At 36.1% G+C, this 15,294-nt stretch carries 22 protein-coding genes; all 22 read left to right on the forward strand.

What is annotated here, in order from left to right:
• The first annotated feature begins 23 nt into the window (after window positions 1-23).
• The 22 genes from BW961_RS03385 to BW961_RS30300 all read left to right on the forward strand — a co-directional run bounded on the left by BW961_RS03385 (window position 24) and on the right by BW961_RS30300 (window position 14,731).
• Window positions 24-584, forward strand: coding sequence for an AAA family ATPase (locus BW961_RS03385; protein ID WP_068580686.1), 561 nt, complete (start codon window positions 24-26; stop codon window positions 582-584).
• A 61-nt stretch (window positions 585-645) separates the two neighbouring features.
• On the forward strand, window positions 646-1,134 hold the full coding sequence (locus BW961_RS03390) for an HIT family protein (protein WP_068580688.1): 489 nt from the start codon (window positions 646-648) through the stop codon (window positions 1,132-1,134).
• 73 nt (window positions 1,135-1,207) lie between these two features.
• Window positions 1,208-1,984 (forward strand): Cof-type HAD-IIB family hydrolase, encoded by a 777-nt coding sequence (locus tag BW961_RS03395; RefSeq protein WP_068580690.1) that lies wholly within the window; start codon window positions 1,208-1,210, stop codon window positions 1,982-1,984.
• A 159-nt stretch (window positions 1,985-2,143) separates the two neighbouring features.
• Window positions 2,144-2,686, forward strand: a complete 543-nt coding sequence (locus tag BW961_RS03400) for a GNAT family N-acetyltransferase (RefSeq protein WP_068580692.1) — start codon at window positions 2,144-2,146, stop codon at window positions 2,684-2,686.
• 92 nt (window positions 2,687-2,778) lie between these two features.
• Window positions 2,779-3,024, forward strand: coding sequence for a hypothetical protein (locus BW961_RS03405; protein ID WP_068580694.1), 246 nt, complete (start codon window positions 2,779-2,781; stop codon window positions 3,022-3,024).
• Between the two features lie 32 nt (window positions 3,025-3,056).
• Entirely contained in the window at window positions 3,057-3,494 is a 438-nt protein-coding gene (locus tag BW961_RS03410) for a GNAT family N-acetyltransferase (RefSeq protein ID WP_068580696.1), read from the forward strand.
• Between the two features lie 4 nt (window positions 3,495-3,498).
• Complete coding sequence (locus BW961_RS03415; protein WP_068580699.1) at window positions 3,499-4,005, forward strand: GNAT family N-acetyltransferase; 507 nt, start codon at window positions 3,499-3,501, stop codon at window positions 4,003-4,005.
• A 56-nt stretch (window positions 4,006-4,061) separates the two neighbouring features.
• Window positions 4,062-4,331 carry a GH32 C-terminal domain-containing protein gene (locus BW961_RS03420; RefSeq protein WP_156510098.1) on the forward strand — a complete coding sequence of 90 codons (270 nt, stop codon included), beginning with the start codon at window positions 4,062-4,064 and terminating at the stop codon, window positions 4,329-4,331.
• Between the two features lie 150 nt (window positions 4,332-4,481).
• Window positions 4,482-5,024 carry an AAA family ATPase gene (locus BW961_RS03425; RefSeq protein WP_068580703.1) on the forward strand — a complete coding sequence of 181 codons (543 nt, stop codon included), beginning with the start codon at window positions 4,482-4,484 and terminating at the stop codon, window positions 5,022-5,024.
• Window positions 5,025-5,048: 24 nt separating this feature from the next.
• Window positions 5,049-5,762 carry a class I SAM-dependent methyltransferase gene (locus tag BW961_RS03430; RefSeq protein ID WP_068580704.1) on the forward strand — a complete coding sequence of 238 codons (714 nt, stop codon included), beginning with the start codon at window positions 5,049-5,051 and terminating at the stop codon, window positions 5,760-5,762.
• A gap of 13 nt (window positions 5,763-5,775) precedes the next feature.
• The gene (locus BW961_RS03435; RefSeq protein ID WP_068580705.1) at window positions 5,776-6,216 is read left to right on the forward strand and encodes a hypothetical protein; all 441 of its coding nucleotides are present in this window, start codon (window positions 5,776-5,778) and stop codon (window positions 6,214-6,216) included.
• Between the two features lie 395 nt (window positions 6,217-6,611).
• Complete coding sequence (locus BW961_RS31070) at window positions 6,612-6,785, forward strand: hypothetical protein (protein ID WP_244555860.1); 174 nt, start codon at window positions 6,612-6,614, stop codon at window positions 6,783-6,785.
• Between the two features lie 40 nt (window positions 6,786-6,825).
• Window positions 6,826-7,332 carry a hypothetical protein gene (locus BW961_RS03445; RefSeq protein ID WP_068580709.1) on the forward strand — a complete coding sequence of 169 codons (507 nt, stop codon included), beginning with the start codon at window positions 6,826-6,828 and terminating at the stop codon, window positions 7,330-7,332.
• Between the two features lie 252 nt (window positions 7,333-7,584).
• Window positions 7,585-8,952: an ABC transporter substrate-binding protein gene (locus tag BW961_RS03450; protein WP_068580711.1), complete on the forward strand. Its 1,368-nt coding sequence runs from the start codon at window positions 7,585-7,587 to the stop codon at window positions 8,950-8,952.
• Between the two features lie 128 nt (window positions 8,953-9,080).
• Window positions 9,081-9,923: a carbohydrate ABC transporter permease gene (locus BW961_RS03455; protein WP_068580713.1), complete on the forward strand. Its 843-nt coding sequence runs from the start codon at window positions 9,081-9,083 to the stop codon at window positions 9,921-9,923.
• Entirely contained in the window at window positions 9,923-10,762 is an 840-nt protein-coding gene (locus tag BW961_RS03460) for a carbohydrate ABC transporter permease (protein ID WP_068580715.1), read from the forward strand. Before BW961_RS03455 ends, BW961_RS03460 begins: the two co-directional genes overlap by 1 nt.
• A gap of 189 nt (window positions 10,763-10,951) precedes the next feature.
• On the forward strand, window positions 10,952-11,983 hold the full coding sequence (locus BW961_RS03465; RefSeq protein ID WP_068580717.1) for a LacI family DNA-binding transcriptional regulator: 1,032 nt from the start codon (window positions 10,952-10,954) through the stop codon (window positions 11,981-11,983).
• Between the two features lie 109 nt (window positions 11,984-12,092).
• A complete protein-coding gene (locus tag BW961_RS03470; RefSeq protein ID WP_076576672.1) occupies window positions 12,093-12,638 on the forward strand; it encodes a GNAT family N-acetyltransferase in 546 nt (181 codons plus the stop codon).
• 41 nt (window positions 12,639-12,679) lie between these two features.
• Window positions 12,680-12,862: a hypothetical protein gene (locus BW961_RS03475; protein ID WP_068580719.1), complete on the forward strand. Its 183-nt coding sequence runs from the start codon at window positions 12,680-12,682 to the stop codon at window positions 12,860-12,862.
• A gap of 45 nt (window positions 12,863-12,907) precedes the next feature.
• The gene (locus BW961_RS03480; protein ID WP_068580721.1) at window positions 12,908-13,603 is read left to right on the forward strand and encodes an HAD family hydrolase; all 696 of its coding nucleotides are present in this window, start codon (window positions 12,908-12,910) and stop codon (window positions 13,601-13,603) included.
• A gap of 130 nt (window positions 13,604-13,733) precedes the next feature.
• Window positions 13,734-14,468: a GNAT family N-acetyltransferase gene (locus BW961_RS03485; RefSeq protein ID WP_068580723.1), complete on the forward strand. Its 735-nt coding sequence runs from the start codon at window positions 13,734-13,736 to the stop codon at window positions 14,466-14,468.
• Between the two features lie 122 nt (window positions 14,469-14,590).
• Window positions 14,591-14,731, forward strand: a complete 141-nt coding sequence (locus tag BW961_RS30300; RefSeq protein ID WP_169810255.1) for a hypothetical protein — start codon at window positions 14,591-14,593, stop codon at window positions 14,729-14,731.
• The last annotated feature ends 563 nt before the right edge of the window (window positions 14,732-15,294 follow it).

Genomic DNA, 15,294 nt, shown 5'->3' on the forward strand with positions numbered 1-15,294 from the left:
CCAAGATTCAACAAGGAGGATTTATGAAACTAATTATAATATTCGGACCACAGGCCGTTGGTAAAATGACAGTTGGACAAGAGTTGGAAAAAATAACGGAATTGAAACTCTTCCATAATCATATGACGATTGATTTGGTTTCTCCTTTTTTCAGCTATGGGACTAAAGAAGGCAAAAGACTAGTTCATTTATTTCGACAAGAAATATTTGAGGAAGTATCCCGGAGTGATCTATACGGATTGATTTTTACTTATGTGTGGGCATTTGATATGGAAGAGGATTGGGATTATATCAATAAAATTAGTGATTTGTTTGAATCAAAAGGTGGGGTTGTTTACTTTGTTGAGCTTGAAGCAGATGTAGAAGAAAGGATAGATCGTAACAAGAGCCCCCACAGATTAATGCATAAACCTACAAAAAGGAATATTGAGTGGTCTGAACATGATTTAATAAGCACAATGGAGAACCACAGGTTAAATTCAAATGATGGAGAGATTAGTAAGAATAACTATATTAGAATCAATAATTCAGGAGTGACTCCGGAAGTAGTTGCAATGATCATTAAGGAAAAGTTTCTATTATAGCTACTGTCGAGATGAAACAATAATAGGAATACTTTGATGAAAATACGAACTGAGGTGAACTATGACAAAGCACATAACATTGGCTGACGGAAGAACAGTTGAAGTAGAATGCCTGAGTTGTGCGTTGACGAGTGGATTGATTACGCCAACAGGAGGAGTCATTTACGAGTCAGATCACTTCCATGTTCATCAAGATGTGGCATACCCCATAAGAGGATTGGTTATTGTGGCATCCAAAAGACATTTTTACGGTATGGATGAATTGAGCGTCGAAGAACAAATGGAATATATCTCATTAATACATAAAATCAGACATGAACAAAGAAATCTCCTCGGGATTGATCACGTTTATTATTTCTATAATGAAGATACAACACATCACTTTCATCTATGGATGGTTCCTAGATATGAATGGATGAAGGAATTTGGTAATTCAGTTGAATCACTAAGGCCCGTATTATTACACGCCAGAAATCATATGAATAACGAAGAGAATATGGAATCTGTATTAGAAGGTATAACAATTTTAAGAGATGGACTTCGAAGTTAAGCTATCAGTTTAATCTGGACCTCATCTAACAGGGGGAATATAAACGAATTGCAAAGGTGGCTGTTCACTAGAGATGTACAAGATTGTATTTTTTGATGCAGACGGAACTTTATTAAGTGAAATAGATAGAAGGATGCCACAAAGCACGATAGAAGCAATTGAAAGACTGATTGATCGAGGAATCAAAGTGGTAGTTGCGACAGGAAGGCCCTACAATTTGTGCGAAGAGTTCAAGAAGATGGGCATTGATACTATTATTTGTGCAAACGGCGCACTTGTAAAATGTAATGATACAACGATTTATAAATCCGTTCTGAGAACGGAAACGGTTCGTATGGTCTCAGATTTCGCCGAATTAAATGATCACGCACTGTCATATTTCACCGAGAAGTACGCTATGAACGGTAAGGGCTCCGAAAATCAGCGGATTATGAGCGCATTAAAAGAAACCTTGACCCTTACCGATTATCCAGAAAGAATAGGTTCATTGTCAGAAGAAATATACGGTATGTGTTTGTATGCTGATGAGGTTGAAGCACAGAAATTCGTAGATCAATTTCCAAAGCTTAAATTCAAGCGTTGGCACAACTATGTGATGAACGTTTATGAAGACACGGAAGCTTCCAAATCATCTGCAATTATTCAAGTTTTAGACTATTACAACATTTGTAGATCAGAAGCCATCGCTTTCGGTGACGGCGGTAACGATATCGACATGTTAGAGTATGTAGGATTGGGAATTGCTATGGGCAACGCTGAGCAAGAGCTACAAGATAAAGCAGACTTTATTACCAAAAAGGCAAGCGAAGATGGGATCTCCCACGCGTTACAATATTTTTCTGTCATTTGATATAAAGGATGGGGAGAGTATTTATGGGATATTCAATATTTGGGGATACGATGTTTGATATGCTTAAATACTTCCCTTCATTGGTCAACATAGAGGTTAACCGCGAGACGGATTAAAGGAAGTGAATAAATTCCGACACTAAAACGGGAGGGATAAGATATGCAAGTAGAAACGGAAAGATTAATCATTCGTGATTTTCAAATGGAAGACTGGATAGGTGTACATAAGTATGCATCGAACCATGAAGTAACTGAACATACGATTTGGGGACCGAATAGTGAAGATGAGACAAAAACATATATTAAAGAAGAAATCGCAAAACAACAGGTGATCGACCGAACTGATTTTGAATTTGGAGTCATTTTGAAAAAGACGAATGAATTAATGGGTGGATGTGGAATTCATATTAATGAACATAATGCTGAATTAGGGTACTGTTTTAACCCTGATTTTTGGGGGAATGGTTATGCTACAGAAGCAGCAAAAGCCATGTTAATGCTTGGTTTTGAAACCTTCAATGTACATAGAATTTATGCGACATGCCGTCCTGGAAATATACCATCAGCGAGTGTCTTGAAGAGAATCGGAATGAAACAAGAAGGCCATCTACGAGGACATATGTGGCACAAAGGGAAATTTCATGATTCTTATTTATTCTCAATACTAGAAGATGAATATTATAATGGGAGAGGGAATTTATGAAAAAGTATAAATCAACACCTGATTTAAAGTCTTTCCTTGACTTCTAATGTATTAACTCTATAATTTGACTACAACTACTAGGAGGAACGCATATGTCTAAGGTTTATTCACGTAAGTATATTGAAACTGTCAAGATTGAAATGGTGAACAGATTGGGATTAAAGCAGGTGTATTTTAAGGAACAAATAGGTGAGAGTTTAATTTATGAAGCTGTTGGGTTTGATAGAGGGACACAACACCGATTTTGTGTTAGACCCAAAACAGGAACGATTGATGAATTTGTTTCAGGAAAATGGATGAAAGTAAGAAACTTTATAATTAATACTAAAATTATTTAATCTTTACGAAATACAATGTGGGGGTCATTCTCGTGGAAGTATTATACAAAGACTACTTCATTTCAGACGATAAAATCAGAATTAACAGGCAATTCGTACTAGAGTACTTAGCTCAGAGCTATTGGGCTAACCGAAGACCGCCTGAACGAATATTGCAATCTATCGAATCTTCACATTGTTATGGTGTTTATCATAATAACAACCAAATTGGTTTTGCAAGAATCATCACGGATGGAGCGACCATGTTCTATCTGTGTGATGTGTTTGTATTGCAAGAATATCAAGGACAGGGTATTGGGAAGAGATTAGTCGAATTGATTACTACTTCTGAAGAGTACGAATGGATGACAGGCGTATTAGGAACATTAGATGCTCATGGATTGTATGAACAGTTTGGATTCCAAAAAAATTCAGAACGATTTATGAGTAGACCTCCACAGGGTATTATTAAACATCGGGAGAACAGGTGAGTGTATGAAGGAAACCGTAGAGGTTATTAGAGTATCAGAAGATCAAAAATCGATATTAAGACAGTTGGTAGAGTTGTATGAATATGATTTCAGTGAATTCAATCATGAAGATGTGAACGAATATGGATTGTATGGTTATACTTACTTTGACCACTACTGGACAGACGATACTAGGCATCCATTTTTCATTAAAGTTGAGGGTAAGTTTGCCGGTTTTATATTAGTTAATAGTTATTGTTACTTGGCCAAGGACAAGAACGCTAAATCGATCTCTGAATTCTTTGTTATGCGTAAGTATCGAAGAAAAGGAATAGGGAAAATAGCTATTAAAATGATTTTCGATCAATTCCAAGGTGAATGGGAAGTTCTTCAACATGAAAACAACATTATTTCTAAGTCATTCTGGTTGAATGTTATTGAAGAATATACTAGCGGTAAATACATAGCCAGTGATGTTAAGACGCAAGAATGGGATGGCACAGGATTACTCTTTAATAACAGTGTGAGCTAACAGAAGCGCTCACTTTACCTCGCGTGTTGACCTTAAGCGAAGATCGTAAAGTGCTTATGAACCCCGTTGAAGAATTGAAATTGCTTTGTGAAGCAAAACATCTCGTGTGTAAAGACCAGAAGGTTAATGGCAGTCACTTTGTGGATGTAACGGAGCAGCTCCTTGAAGTGAAAGTGGTCTTTAATATTGAAGATACGAATGCAGAAGCGGTAGGTCTTAAGATCCGTGGGGTCGGTGAGCAAGAAACGGTTATTCGTTACAACATTGCCAATCAGAAGTTAACATTGGATTGCTCTAAGTCAGGTAAGCCGGTAAATAGTGTATAATAATTAAGGGCATAATGGAACTTTGATAACATCAGGTGTAGGTCGCTTGATGTTTTTTTATGATTAGGGTAGATTATTTTGTGTAACGAGCATAAGAAGCTGTTAACCTTGATATTACACTTTAATTATCATCTAACAACGGAGGTTAGTATGATCAATCGAATACATATATTTGGTGCTTCTGGTTCAGGAGCAACGACATTAGGTCGGGAATTGTCTGAAGTACTTCCTCATACACTTTTTGATGGCGATGATTATTTTTGGATAGAGAAGTTTGACAAAATGAGAGAAGCACGAGAAAGAGTAGAACTTTTAAAGGAAGATCTTTCATATAAGAATCAATGGATTCTATCAGGAGCGGTATGTGGTTGGGGTGACGAATTAAAGTCTTTTTTTGATGTCGTTATTTATCTATATGTCCCCCAAGATATTAGAGTAAATAGATTGAAGGCAAGAGAGTTTCTTCGATATGGAGATGAAGTGTTGCCTGGCGGGCGTAAATATGAACAATCACAGACTTTTTTAGATTGGGCATTACTTTATGATACAGCAGGCATGGAAGTTAGGAGTAGAGTCTTACATGAGCATTGGATGTCAGGGCTGTCTTGTCCGATCTTGAGAATTGAAGGGGATAATTCGGTCAAAGAAAGAGTTGGAATGGTAATTGATTATTTAAATTCACACAAACCATGAATCCGAAAAGCATGAGGTGAAAGAATGGATAGAGTAGCGCATATTCGAACAGAAGAAAAGAAATATCATGATCATTGTTTTGAACACTATACATTATTTGAACCTGGATCTTGGTTACACAAACCAGTGAAGACGGTAATGGACCTCCTGGAACATTTCAATGATAGACGAGATCTTAAAGTGCTTGATCTGGGTTGTGGAATAGGTAGGAATAGCATCCCCATGGCGGAAGCATTCAAGAATAGAAATGGTAGAATTATTTGCGTTGACTTATTAGAATCAGCTATAGAAAAGTTGAATAACTATAGTAAGGAATATGGTGTTCAACAGTGTATAGAGACGATTCTATCTGATATAGAATCTTTTGATATCAAAGAAGCTGAGTATGACGCCATCATAGCGGTATCGGCATTAGAACATGTCAGTTCCGAGGAAGCATTAACGAGAAAGCTTCATGAAATGACTTTAGGGACCAGACTCAATGGAATTAACTGCATTATTATTAACACTAATGTAAGAGAAGTAGTCATAGATTCGAATCTAGCATTAGATCCGATGTTTGAAGTGAATTTATCTACGGATCGGTTGTTAGCAATATTAGATCAGCAATATGAGGGATGGGAAATTATGATTAGAATAGTTAAACCTTTGATATTTGAAATAGATCGAAATAGTATACCTGTAAATCTAAGTGCCGATTGTATAACCTTCGAGGCAAGAAGAATTTGTGAATCATAAGGGAGGAATTAAGGTGAAGCTCTGGACGTGGGTTGAAAGGCTGTTTAGACAGGAAAAAAGAAGTTCCTCGGATGTGAAGAAATCATGCTTACTTTCTCATCAAGGTGGACAAATTTGGATATCGTGGTTAGATAATCTTAATGATAACTCTGAATTAATCAGAAAACAGATATTAGATAATGAGAGACTCATTAGTCAACATAATAGATCATATCGTGTTCTATACCATTTAGATGGTACAGAAGTAAGTAATGACATTGCAATTGTGATGATAGATAGTCTTATTCGTTCAAGGAAATACGTAAATAAGTTAGCTATTGTGGGTGTTACAAGTAAGGGTAAAGAGAGTATCAAGAGATGTTTGTCAACCTCAGAAGCGGATCTCAATATGACTTTTAAATATTATTCAGATTTGGAAATGGCCAAAGATTGGCTAATAAGTGAACGGCATTAGATACGGGTTAAAGGAGTTGACCTATTATTAAGATCAGGATTATTGGGTCATGTGGTAGTGGTAAATCAACCTTATCAAGAGAACTTTCGAAGCGATATGATATACCTTATTACGAAATTGATAATATCATTTGGGATAGAAGTGCTGGGAATCTTAAATATCCGGTCGATATACGCAATAATACATTTATGGAGATCATTAATACAAAATGTTGGATTATGGAGGGGGTCCAGTCTAACGATTGGACGGTTGAAAGTTTTAGCCAATCCGATTATATAGTTATTCTTAATCCAAATGTGTATATTCGCGATTATAGAATCTTTAAAAGATTTATAAAATCTCGAACAGGAATTGAACCATGGAATTATAAGCAATCTATGAGAAATTTAATTAAGATGATGGTTAAATGGAATCACGGATATCGACTCGATGAACTAATAACACAAACGGATTTATATCACAATAAGCGTTATATTGTAAAGAATATTAATGAGATAATAAAGATCATTCAAGAACAAAAAGGGACCGAATTACTGGATGTCTTTTCTGGGCAGGAACAGGAAATTTAATAACAATATTATGACGTATTAGTCGAGAAAGGGGCATGTTATGCTGACGAAATTGAAGAAGGAAGAATTAAAGTACGATAATCTCGCATGGATTTGTATTATGCCAACGATACTCACAATTCAAGGAAAGAGTATGGAAATTAAAGCTGATGTATATCATCATCAATTAAATAATGGTCAAAGAGGACTGTATATGTTCTATTCCTATCATAATCATACGAAGTCGATCTTTGAATTTTATTGGTTTGCATTTTATTTCATGAGTGAAGTTAAATCATGGATTGGATTGAAGAAAGGAATGAGTTGCTTCAAAGATGAAGCAATATTAAACATTTATGAAGAATTAGAGACTCTGATTGAAAAAAAGCACAAAAAACCGGATGGAACCTGGTCTCAAGCATCACCTTCTGATATAGAGAAGGATAAAGAACTATTTGCATCAATTAACAAACTTTATATTAGATATAACACACTGGTGCCCAATACCATTAAGCATATGAATGCATATATTCGTAATCATACAGAAGAATTTATTGAATTTGAATGAATGATAACATAACTTAGAATAATCATTAAATAGAGTAAAAAAGCACTTAATTGTATACACTACTGAATAAGAAATACAAATAAAAAACACTATTGCGATTTTATAGAACGTTATGCTATTATAAGCGCATGGGATTGGAAACGTTACCGATAACGCTACCAACACAATTGAGGAAGCGTTATCATTTTTTATTCTAAGAATAGAGAGCGTTTTCAATATGGAAACAAATTTAAAGAAAAGAAGGGGAAACAAATGAATAATAAGTTCAAGAAAATGTTAGGGCTCGTATTAGTAGCTACAATGGTTATTGGCTTAGTAACTGCATGTGGCAACAAATCAGAAAACACAGCATCAGGTAAAGGTGGAGAAATTTATTTCTTGAACTTTAAACCTGAAATTGCAGAGACATATGAAAAAATTGCTAAAGAATATGAAGCAGAAACAGGCGTTAAAGTTAAAGTTGTAACTGCTGCTGCAGGTACTTATGAAACAAAATTGAAATCAGAAATTGCTAAATCTGACGCACCTACCATTTTCCAAATGAATGGTCCTGTAGGATATGAATCTTGGAAGAATTATGCTGCAGACTTGAAAGACACTAAATTGTATAGCTATTTAACAGATAAAAGTTTAGCTGTAACAAGTGGTGAAGGCGTCTATGGTATTCCTTATGTCGTAGAAGGATACGGTATCATTTACAACGAAGCAATTATGAAGAAATATTTCGCTTTGGCAGACAAAGCAGTTACTATTTCTTCAACTGCAGAAATCAACAATTTCGCTACGCTAAAAGCAGTCGTTGAAGATATGACGGCTAAGAAAGACCAATTAGCGATTAAAGGTGTATTCTCTTCCACTTCATTAGCTGCTGGTGAGCAATGGAGATGGCAAACACACTTAGCAAACATTCCTTTGTACTATGAATTTAAAGATAATACGAAATTTGATAACACGCTATTAGCAGGTTTGGATTCTAAAGAAATTTCCTTCAAATACGGAGATAATTTCAAAAATATCTTTGATTTGTATCTCAATAATTCTGCTACAAAGGGTGCACTTTTGGGTAGTAAAACAGTAACCGATTCCATGGCTGAATTCGCACTTGGTCAAACAGCAATGGTTCAGAATGGTAACTGGGGTTGGGGACAAATTAATGATGTTGCTGGAAACGTAGTAAAAGCTGAAGACATTAAGTTTATGCCTATCTACACAGGTATAAAGGGTGAAGAGAAACAAGGTTTAGCTATCGGAACAGAGAATTACTTTGCAATCAACAGTAAGGTATCTGACGAGAAGCAAAAGGCATCAATAGCTTTCTTGGAATGGTTATTCTCCAGTGAAAAAGGTAAGAGTTATGTAACGAATGATCTAGGATTCATCTCTCCTTTCAATACATTTAAAGAGAACGAAAAACCAGCTGATCCACTAGCTAAAGAAGTATTAGCTTGGATGGAGAAGAAGGACATTCAGTCCATACCGTGGACCTTTGCAGCTTTCCCAAGTGAAGAATTCAAGAATTACTTCGGTGATGCATTGTTAGAATATGCTCAAGGTAAAAAGACTTGGGAAGAAGTCTCAACGATCGTTAAAGATACTTGGAAGTCTGAAAAAACAAAATAAGATGTAAGTACTTTTGAATAATATTTATGCCATTGCATACCAATATGGTACGCAGTGGCATAATATCATCGTTGAGTGTTAAATTTGTCTGAGTTATCGTTTTAATACTCAGTTAGGAGAATACAATAATGGAAAAATCGATTAAAAAGTATTTTGCACTATTTGCATTACCAACTTTACTGGCTTTTTCAGTAGCATTTTTAATACCATTTATTCTAGGGATTGTGTTGTCTTTCACAGAGTTTACGACCGTTACCGATGCGAAATGGGTAGGCCTTAGTAACTATATCAAAGCATTTTCTAACCAAGAGTTTATCAATGCACTGTGGTTCACCGTTAAGTTCACTGTGCTATCCGTCATTACAATAAATGTATTTGCTTTCCTACTTGCAACAATGTTAACCCGAGGAAAGAAAGGTACTAACATATTTAGAACGATATTTTTTATGCCTAACTTAATTGGTGGTATTGTATTAGGATATATATGGCAACTGATTCTTAATGGTATTTTGTATTACTTCGACGTCACGTTGACGTTTGATGCTAAGTACGGCTTCTGGGGATTAATTATACTTATGAATTGGCAACTCATTGGTTACATGATGATTGTTTATATTGCTGGGATACAGAATATTCCTAAGGACATCATTGAGGCAGCTAAAATTGATGGAGCTCCTCGTTTTCAAATATTGCGCAACGTGACCATCCCATTAGTGATGCCGGCAATTACAATATGTTTATTCCTTACATTGTCTAACTCATTCAAACTTTTTGACCAAAACTTAGCGTTAACAGCGGGTGCACCATCTAAGCAGACAACCATGTTAGCACTAGATATTTACAACTCCTTTTATAGTAAAACGGGTTGGGAAGGTGTAGGTCAGGCCAAGGCAGTCGTATTCTTTGTTCTAGTCGCATTGATCGCATTAGTTCAACTTGTTATTACTAGAAGAAAGGAGATTGAGAATTAATGGAAACGAAATCATCGAGAATTAAAGATAGCATTAGTTACATCGTGTTAATCTTATTATCTATTGCTTTTCTAGGACCTATTTTCATCGTTCTGATGAACTCTTTCAAAGGAAAGTTTTACATTAGTGACACGCCATTCTTATTCCCTAACAGCACTACGTTTAGTGGCTTAGAGAATTATATAGGTGGTATTGCGAAGACTGATTTCATGAGTGCATTTGGAATGTCATTGTTTATTACGGTATTTTCTGTTGCTGTTATTGTCTTATTTACTTCTATGACAGCATGGTATATTACACGAGTAAAGACTAAGTTTACGAATATGTTATATTATGTGTTTGTCTTCTCAATGATCGTACCTTTCCAAATGGTGATGTTCACCATGTCTAAGGTCGCTAACATCATCCATCTTGATAATCCAATTGGGCTGATATTTATTTACCTAGGATTTGGATCTGGTTTATCAGTCTTCCTGTTTAGTGGATTTGTCAAATCCATACCTATTGAGATCGAAGAGGCGGTTATGATGGACGGGTGTAACCCAGTTCAAGCGTTCTTTTCCATCGTATTACCGATCCTCAAACCAACTGCTATCACAGTAGCTATTCTTAATGTCATGTGGGTATGGAATGATTACTTATTACCTGATTTAATCATCGGTACCGAGTTCAAAACCATTCCTATTGCAATCCAGTATCTGAAGGGTGGATATGGGTCCATAGATATGGGAGCCATGATGGCGATGTTAGTATTAGCTATCGTGCCAATCGTCATATTCTACTTGTCATGTCAAAAGTATATTATTGAGGGTGTTGTTGCAGGAGCTGTTAAGGGGTAATTCGAACTAACAAATCTTTTCAAAGAGTAGCGTTGCTTTCATGGTGACTTTGACACCCCGAGAACAATCTACTCTTGTTTTGTATACATGTGCATGTATATACAATAAACCAAACCAAATGCTAGTATAGTATGATGATAAGAACCTAGATTTTATGGGTGAAACTACGGTGTAAGGGAAGAACTTGATATGGAAAGAATCACAATTATTGACATTGCCAAAATGTGCGGAGTTGGCGTAACGACGGTATCAAGAGCGATAAATAACCATCCTGATATAAATGAAGAGACAAAGATGATGATTATGAAGGTTATTAAAGAAAATCATTATATACCAAACAACAGCGCAAGAAATTTGAAGCGTGCTGCTTCAAAAACAATCGCTGTATTGATCAAAGGGATAACCAATCCTTTTTTCAATACTATGATCAAGGTATTTGAAGAAGAGATCAAACGGAAAAAGTATTCTTTCTTTCTGCAGCGCGTAGATGAGAACCAAGATGAAATTGATGTTGCGATAGAACTTGAGAAAGAAAAGCGTTTAAAAGGAATTGTGTTTCTAGGAGGGTATTTCTCTCATTCGAAAGAAAAGCTAACACAATTGACGGTACCCTTTGTGCTTAGTACGATTGGAATGGCAGAAGATGTTGAGCCTAATGATTACTCTTCTGTATCCGTGGACGACTTTAAAGAAAGCTATAAATTAGTAGATTATTTATGTAGTCTGGGACATACAAAGATTGCTACAATAACTGCAAATCTGGAAGATGTAAGTATCGGGAAATTAAGATTTGAAGGATATAAAAAGGCTTTAGCAGATCATGGTGTGGACTATAATGCAGATTTAGTATGGCATATGAAAGAAGATATTGAGAGTTATACGATGGAAAATGGTTATGTCGTTACCAAAGAATTGTTAGCGTCAAAGGAAGAGTTCACAGCCTTATATGCTATTTCGGATAGTCTAGCTATTGGTGCGTGTAAAGCCTTGCTTGAAGCTGGAAAAAGAGTACCAGAAGATTATTCAGTTGCTGGTTTTGATGGACTAGATATATCATTTTATTATAATCCTTCAATTACCACGATGAAACAACCTGTGGGAGAAATTGCACAAGAGACCATCAAAATTCTGTTTGATCTGATCAATAAGAAAATAACACATGCACATAAAACATTTCCGGCAGAATTAATGGTTAGAGAATCTACCAGGTCTTTACTATAAGTAATACGATTGAACATTAAGTGTGAACACGCTTGATGTTTTTTGTGTGTTCCCGTCAATTCGACTACTTGATATAATAGATTGAAATGTAATCAGGAGGCTACCTAGCGTGATCATATTGGAAGAGAATGAGATAAGTATAAGACAACTCAGACCTGAAGATGCTACCCTGTTGCTCAAATGGCTGTCAGACCCTATGGTGTTGGAATATTATGAAGGTCGTGATCATCCACATGATATGGCCTTAATTAACAAGCATTTTTACGAGAATAGAGAAGGTATCACTTCGTGTATCATTAAATATAAGGGGAAAGAGATAGGTTATATTCAGTTCTACCTTATTGATGAAGAAGAGAAAGAAATCTATGGGTATGAGGAATTTGATGGTAAAATATATGGAATGGACCAATTCATAGGAGAAGTTGAATTCTGGAATCAAGGAATCGGTTCACGCGTCATTAAAGACATGCTTAGCTACCTTATAACCAATAAAGTTGCGAAGAAAATCGTAATGGATCCTCAAACATGGAATACAAGAGCTCTGAGAGTATATGAAAAGAATGGATTTACCAAGAAGAAGCTCCTTGTACAACATGAATGGCATGAAGGCGAATTAAGAGATTGTTGGCTGATGGAATACGAAGTGAATCAATAGATTGTTAGAGGTTCATATTAATAATGAAGAGGTGAAAAGCGTTGAAGGGAATTAATTATTTAACGATTGCTATCTTAAATTACTTAGCAGCGATTGCGTTTATTGTTACCGTGGTAATCTCAGATCATAGTAACTGGAAAATAACATATGGATTTGGATTCGTGGGATTGTTATTTGCTATAACTGGTGTTGCAAACACGATTAATCATTTTAAGAAAAAGTGATTAATAGTGGACGTCAAGTGAACGAAGGAAAGTAGGTGAACAAGGATGTATAAGGCCATTATATTTGATTTGGATAATACCCTATTGAACTACAGTTTATCTGAAGTTGATTCTATGAAAAGAACATGTAATGACCATCAGCTTTTTATTGACGATGTCATGGCATGGGATGTATTTTGGAAAGATTTCTCGGGGTATAATTTTCGTTATTGGATGGATTATGTTAATGGTGGGGCAATAACAACGATGAAGGATGTACTGAGGTGTTCATTTAGAGACTCGCTCAAACTTGATGAGTCACTACATAACAAACTATCAGATACGTATTGGAACTATTTCTGCAATACATGTTACTTCGAAGATGGAGCAGAACAAATATTGTCCATACTTAAGGATAAGTATCCGCTAGGAATCATTTCAAATGGCTTAAGTGAAGCGCAAAGAAAACGGCTCAGAGCGGGGAACATCGATCATGTATTCACGAGCTTAGTCATATCTGATGAAGTAGGTGTTAGAAAACCTCATAAGGAAATTTTCGATTGTGCCTTAAATGACTTCAGACTGAATAACAATGAGGTTCTCTTTGTGGGAGATTCACTACAAGATGACTATCAAGGTGCTCTGAATTCAGGCATCGATTTTTGTTATTATAACCGTCACAACATGATGTTACCTGAGGGTATTAAGCCGAAATATAACATTTCTAATCTTATGGATCTTATCCAAGTTGTAGGATTATAATATCTTGAGAAAAGCATTTCTTTCTTGTAAGCAGGTTCCTTGTTGGGACCTGTTTTTATTTATTCTAATATTGTATTTATATTAATAATATTGTATGTTTATTCATAAATAACAAGGGGGCGATGCTTAAATGAGTAAAAAAATTGAAGAATATTCATTAAACGCTTGGCCAGCATTACAGACACTTATTCAAGACGGCTGGCTATTGCGCTTCGCGGATGGATATACGAAAAGATCGAATTCTATCAATGCGATATATCATGGAATTGACGATAATCTGGATAGGAAAATCATGAACTGTGAACAGATATATTCACGTGCAGGTCAAGATATTATTTTTAAAATAACTCCCTTTGTACCAGAGTCATTAGATCAAGTATTGGAGTGTCGGGGATATGGTGTACTAGACCTTTCAAGTGTACAGACATTAGACAGCTTAACGGATATCAAAGTCCCCTCTATAACAGAAATGGAGATCAGCGAATGCTTGAACGATAAGTGGCTCGACACCATGAGTGAAATGAATGGTCTCTCAGATCGAATGAAGTCAGTCACTCGGAAGTTGTTAACGGGATCTAAGTTAAGACAAGGGTATTGTATTGTGTATGTTAATGCAGTTCCAGTAGCATGTGGGCTTGGTGTCGTTGAAGGAGATCATGTAGGATTATACGATATTGTCACGGATAGACACTATAGAAATAAAGGGTACGGCGAACAATTAATACTCCATATTTTACATTGGGCCAAGTCAATTGGAGCAACAAAAAGTTATCTGCTAGTGGTGAAGAATAACACTGCCGCCATTCAATGTTATAAAAAGCTTAACTATGAAGAGCAATATACTTACTGGTATCGTCATAAGTGAAGGGTGTGAATGTTTGATAATTCAAATTCCCAAATTCCCAAATTCCTTGCCATTTAACCCACTCTCCGGATCATGGTTGCACATATTGTATGATGTACCCAATTGAAAAGGAGGGAAATACGATGAGCGATGTTATTGGAGGATATGGTGGCGTTGGCGGTGTAGGAGGATTTGGAAGTTGTGGGTTTGGCGGTGCAGGTGTAGGAGCAATTTTAGTATTGTTCATTTTGCTTGTTATCATCACCAAAGCATTCTGTATATAATTTAAAATTTATTTTCTAAAATAACTCATTTTGGCTGGGGCTTTGTGTATATTTCCTTAGAACCATTATGCCATGTCACAGGACCACTCTGGCTTATGCCCTAGTGGTCTTTTGATACAACGTAGGATGCTAAAATCGTAATTATGAGAATGCTCCGGGTTGCATTTTTTAAACAAGTGGGTTTATAATGAACACATTATCGGTTGGGAATTACCACCAATCGAACATAAGTTAGCTCTGATCAAAGACATGATTTCCTTTTCCGGACTGCCCAGAGATAGAAGTGATTGCTGCAAGCTTCTACTGTACCGGTTGTGAGATTACCCCTTTGTAGCTGTGGTGTTGAACCCGTTAATCTACGGTTGTACATATCACCGTCTTATCTACGTTATAGGATACTAATGATAATGAAGGACCTTGTTTATAACAAACACGTTAGGGTGAATAACCTCAGGGTGTGTATGTGACAGGTTGAATTAGGGTGGAACCACGAGCTTAGATGCACTCGTCCCTTGGTGGGATGTGATGCGTCTTTTTTGCGTTCAATAAATAATACAATAATT

Source organism: Paenibacillus macquariensis (assembly GCF_900156375.1).
Taxonomy (GTDB): Bacteria; Bacillota; Bacilli; order Paenibacillales; family Paenibacillaceae; genus Paenibacillus_AQ; species Paenibacillus_AQ macquariensis.

Bases quoted from the DNA above. Each gene is read 5' to 3' on its own strand.
- BW961_RS03385 (WP_068580686.1), top strand. From the start codon at position 24: ATGAAACTAATTATAATATTCGGACCACAGGCCGTTGGTAAAATGACA.
- BW961_RS03390 (WP_068580688.1), top strand. From the start codon at position 646: ATGACAAAGCACATAACATTGGCTGACGGAAGAACAGTTGAAGTAGAA.
- BW961_RS03395 (WP_068580690.1), top strand. From the start codon at position 1,208: ATGTACAAGATTGTATTTTTTGATGCAGACGGAACTTTATTAAGTGAA.
- BW961_RS03400 (WP_068580692.1), top strand. From the start codon at position 2,144: ATGCAAGTAGAAACGGAAAGATTAATCATTCGTGATTTTCAAATGGAA.
- BW961_RS03405 (WP_068580694.1), top strand. From the start codon at position 2,779: ATGTCTAAGGTTTATTCACGTAAGTATATTGAAACTGTCAAGATTGAA.
- BW961_RS03415 (WP_068580699.1), top strand. From the start codon at position 3,499: ATGAAGGAAACCGTAGAGGTTATTAGAGTATCAGAAGATCAAAAATCG.
- BW961_RS03420 (WP_156510098.1), top strand. From the start codon at position 4,062: ATGAACCCCGTTGAAGAATTGAAATTGCTTTGTGAAGCAAAACATCTC.
- BW961_RS03425 (WP_068580703.1), top strand. From the start codon at position 4,482: ATGATCAATCGAATACATATATTTGGTGCTTCTGGTTCAGGAGCAACG.
- BW961_RS03430 (WP_068580704.1), top strand. From the start codon at position 5,049: ATGGATAGAGTAGCGCATATTCGAACAGAAGAAAAGAAATATCATGAT.
- BW961_RS31070 (WP_244555860.1), top strand. From the start codon at position 6,612: ATGATGGTTAAATGGAATCACGGATATCGACTCGATGAACTAATAACA.
- BW961_RS03445 (WP_068580709.1), top strand. From the start codon at position 6,826: ATGCTGACGAAATTGAAGAAGGAAGAATTAAAGTACGATAATCTCGCA.
- BW961_RS03450 (WP_068580711.1), top strand. From the start codon at position 7,585: ATGAATAATAAGTTCAAGAAAATGTTAGGGCTCGTATTAGTAGCTACA.
- BW961_RS03455 (WP_068580713.1), top strand. From the start codon at position 9,081: ATGGAAAAATCGATTAAAAAGTATTTTGCACTATTTGCATTACCAACT.
- BW961_RS03460 (WP_068580715.1), top strand. From the start codon at position 9,923: ATGGAAACGAAATCATCGAGAATTAAAGATAGCATTAGTTACATCGTG.
- BW961_RS03465 (WP_068580717.1), top strand. From the start codon at position 10,952: ATGGAAAGAATCACAATTATTGACATTGCCAAAATGTGCGGAGTTGGC.
- BW961_RS03480 (WP_068580721.1), top strand. From the start codon at position 12,908: ATGTATAAGGCCATTATATTTGATTTGGATAATACCCTATTGAACTAC.
- BW961_RS03485 (WP_068580723.1), top strand. From the start codon at position 13,734: ATGAGTAAAAAAATTGAAGAATATTCATTAAACGCTTGGCCAGCATTA.
- BW961_RS30300 (WP_169810255.1), top strand. From the start codon at position 14,591: ATGAGCGATGTTATTGGAGGATATGGTGGCGTTGGCGGTGTAGGAGGA.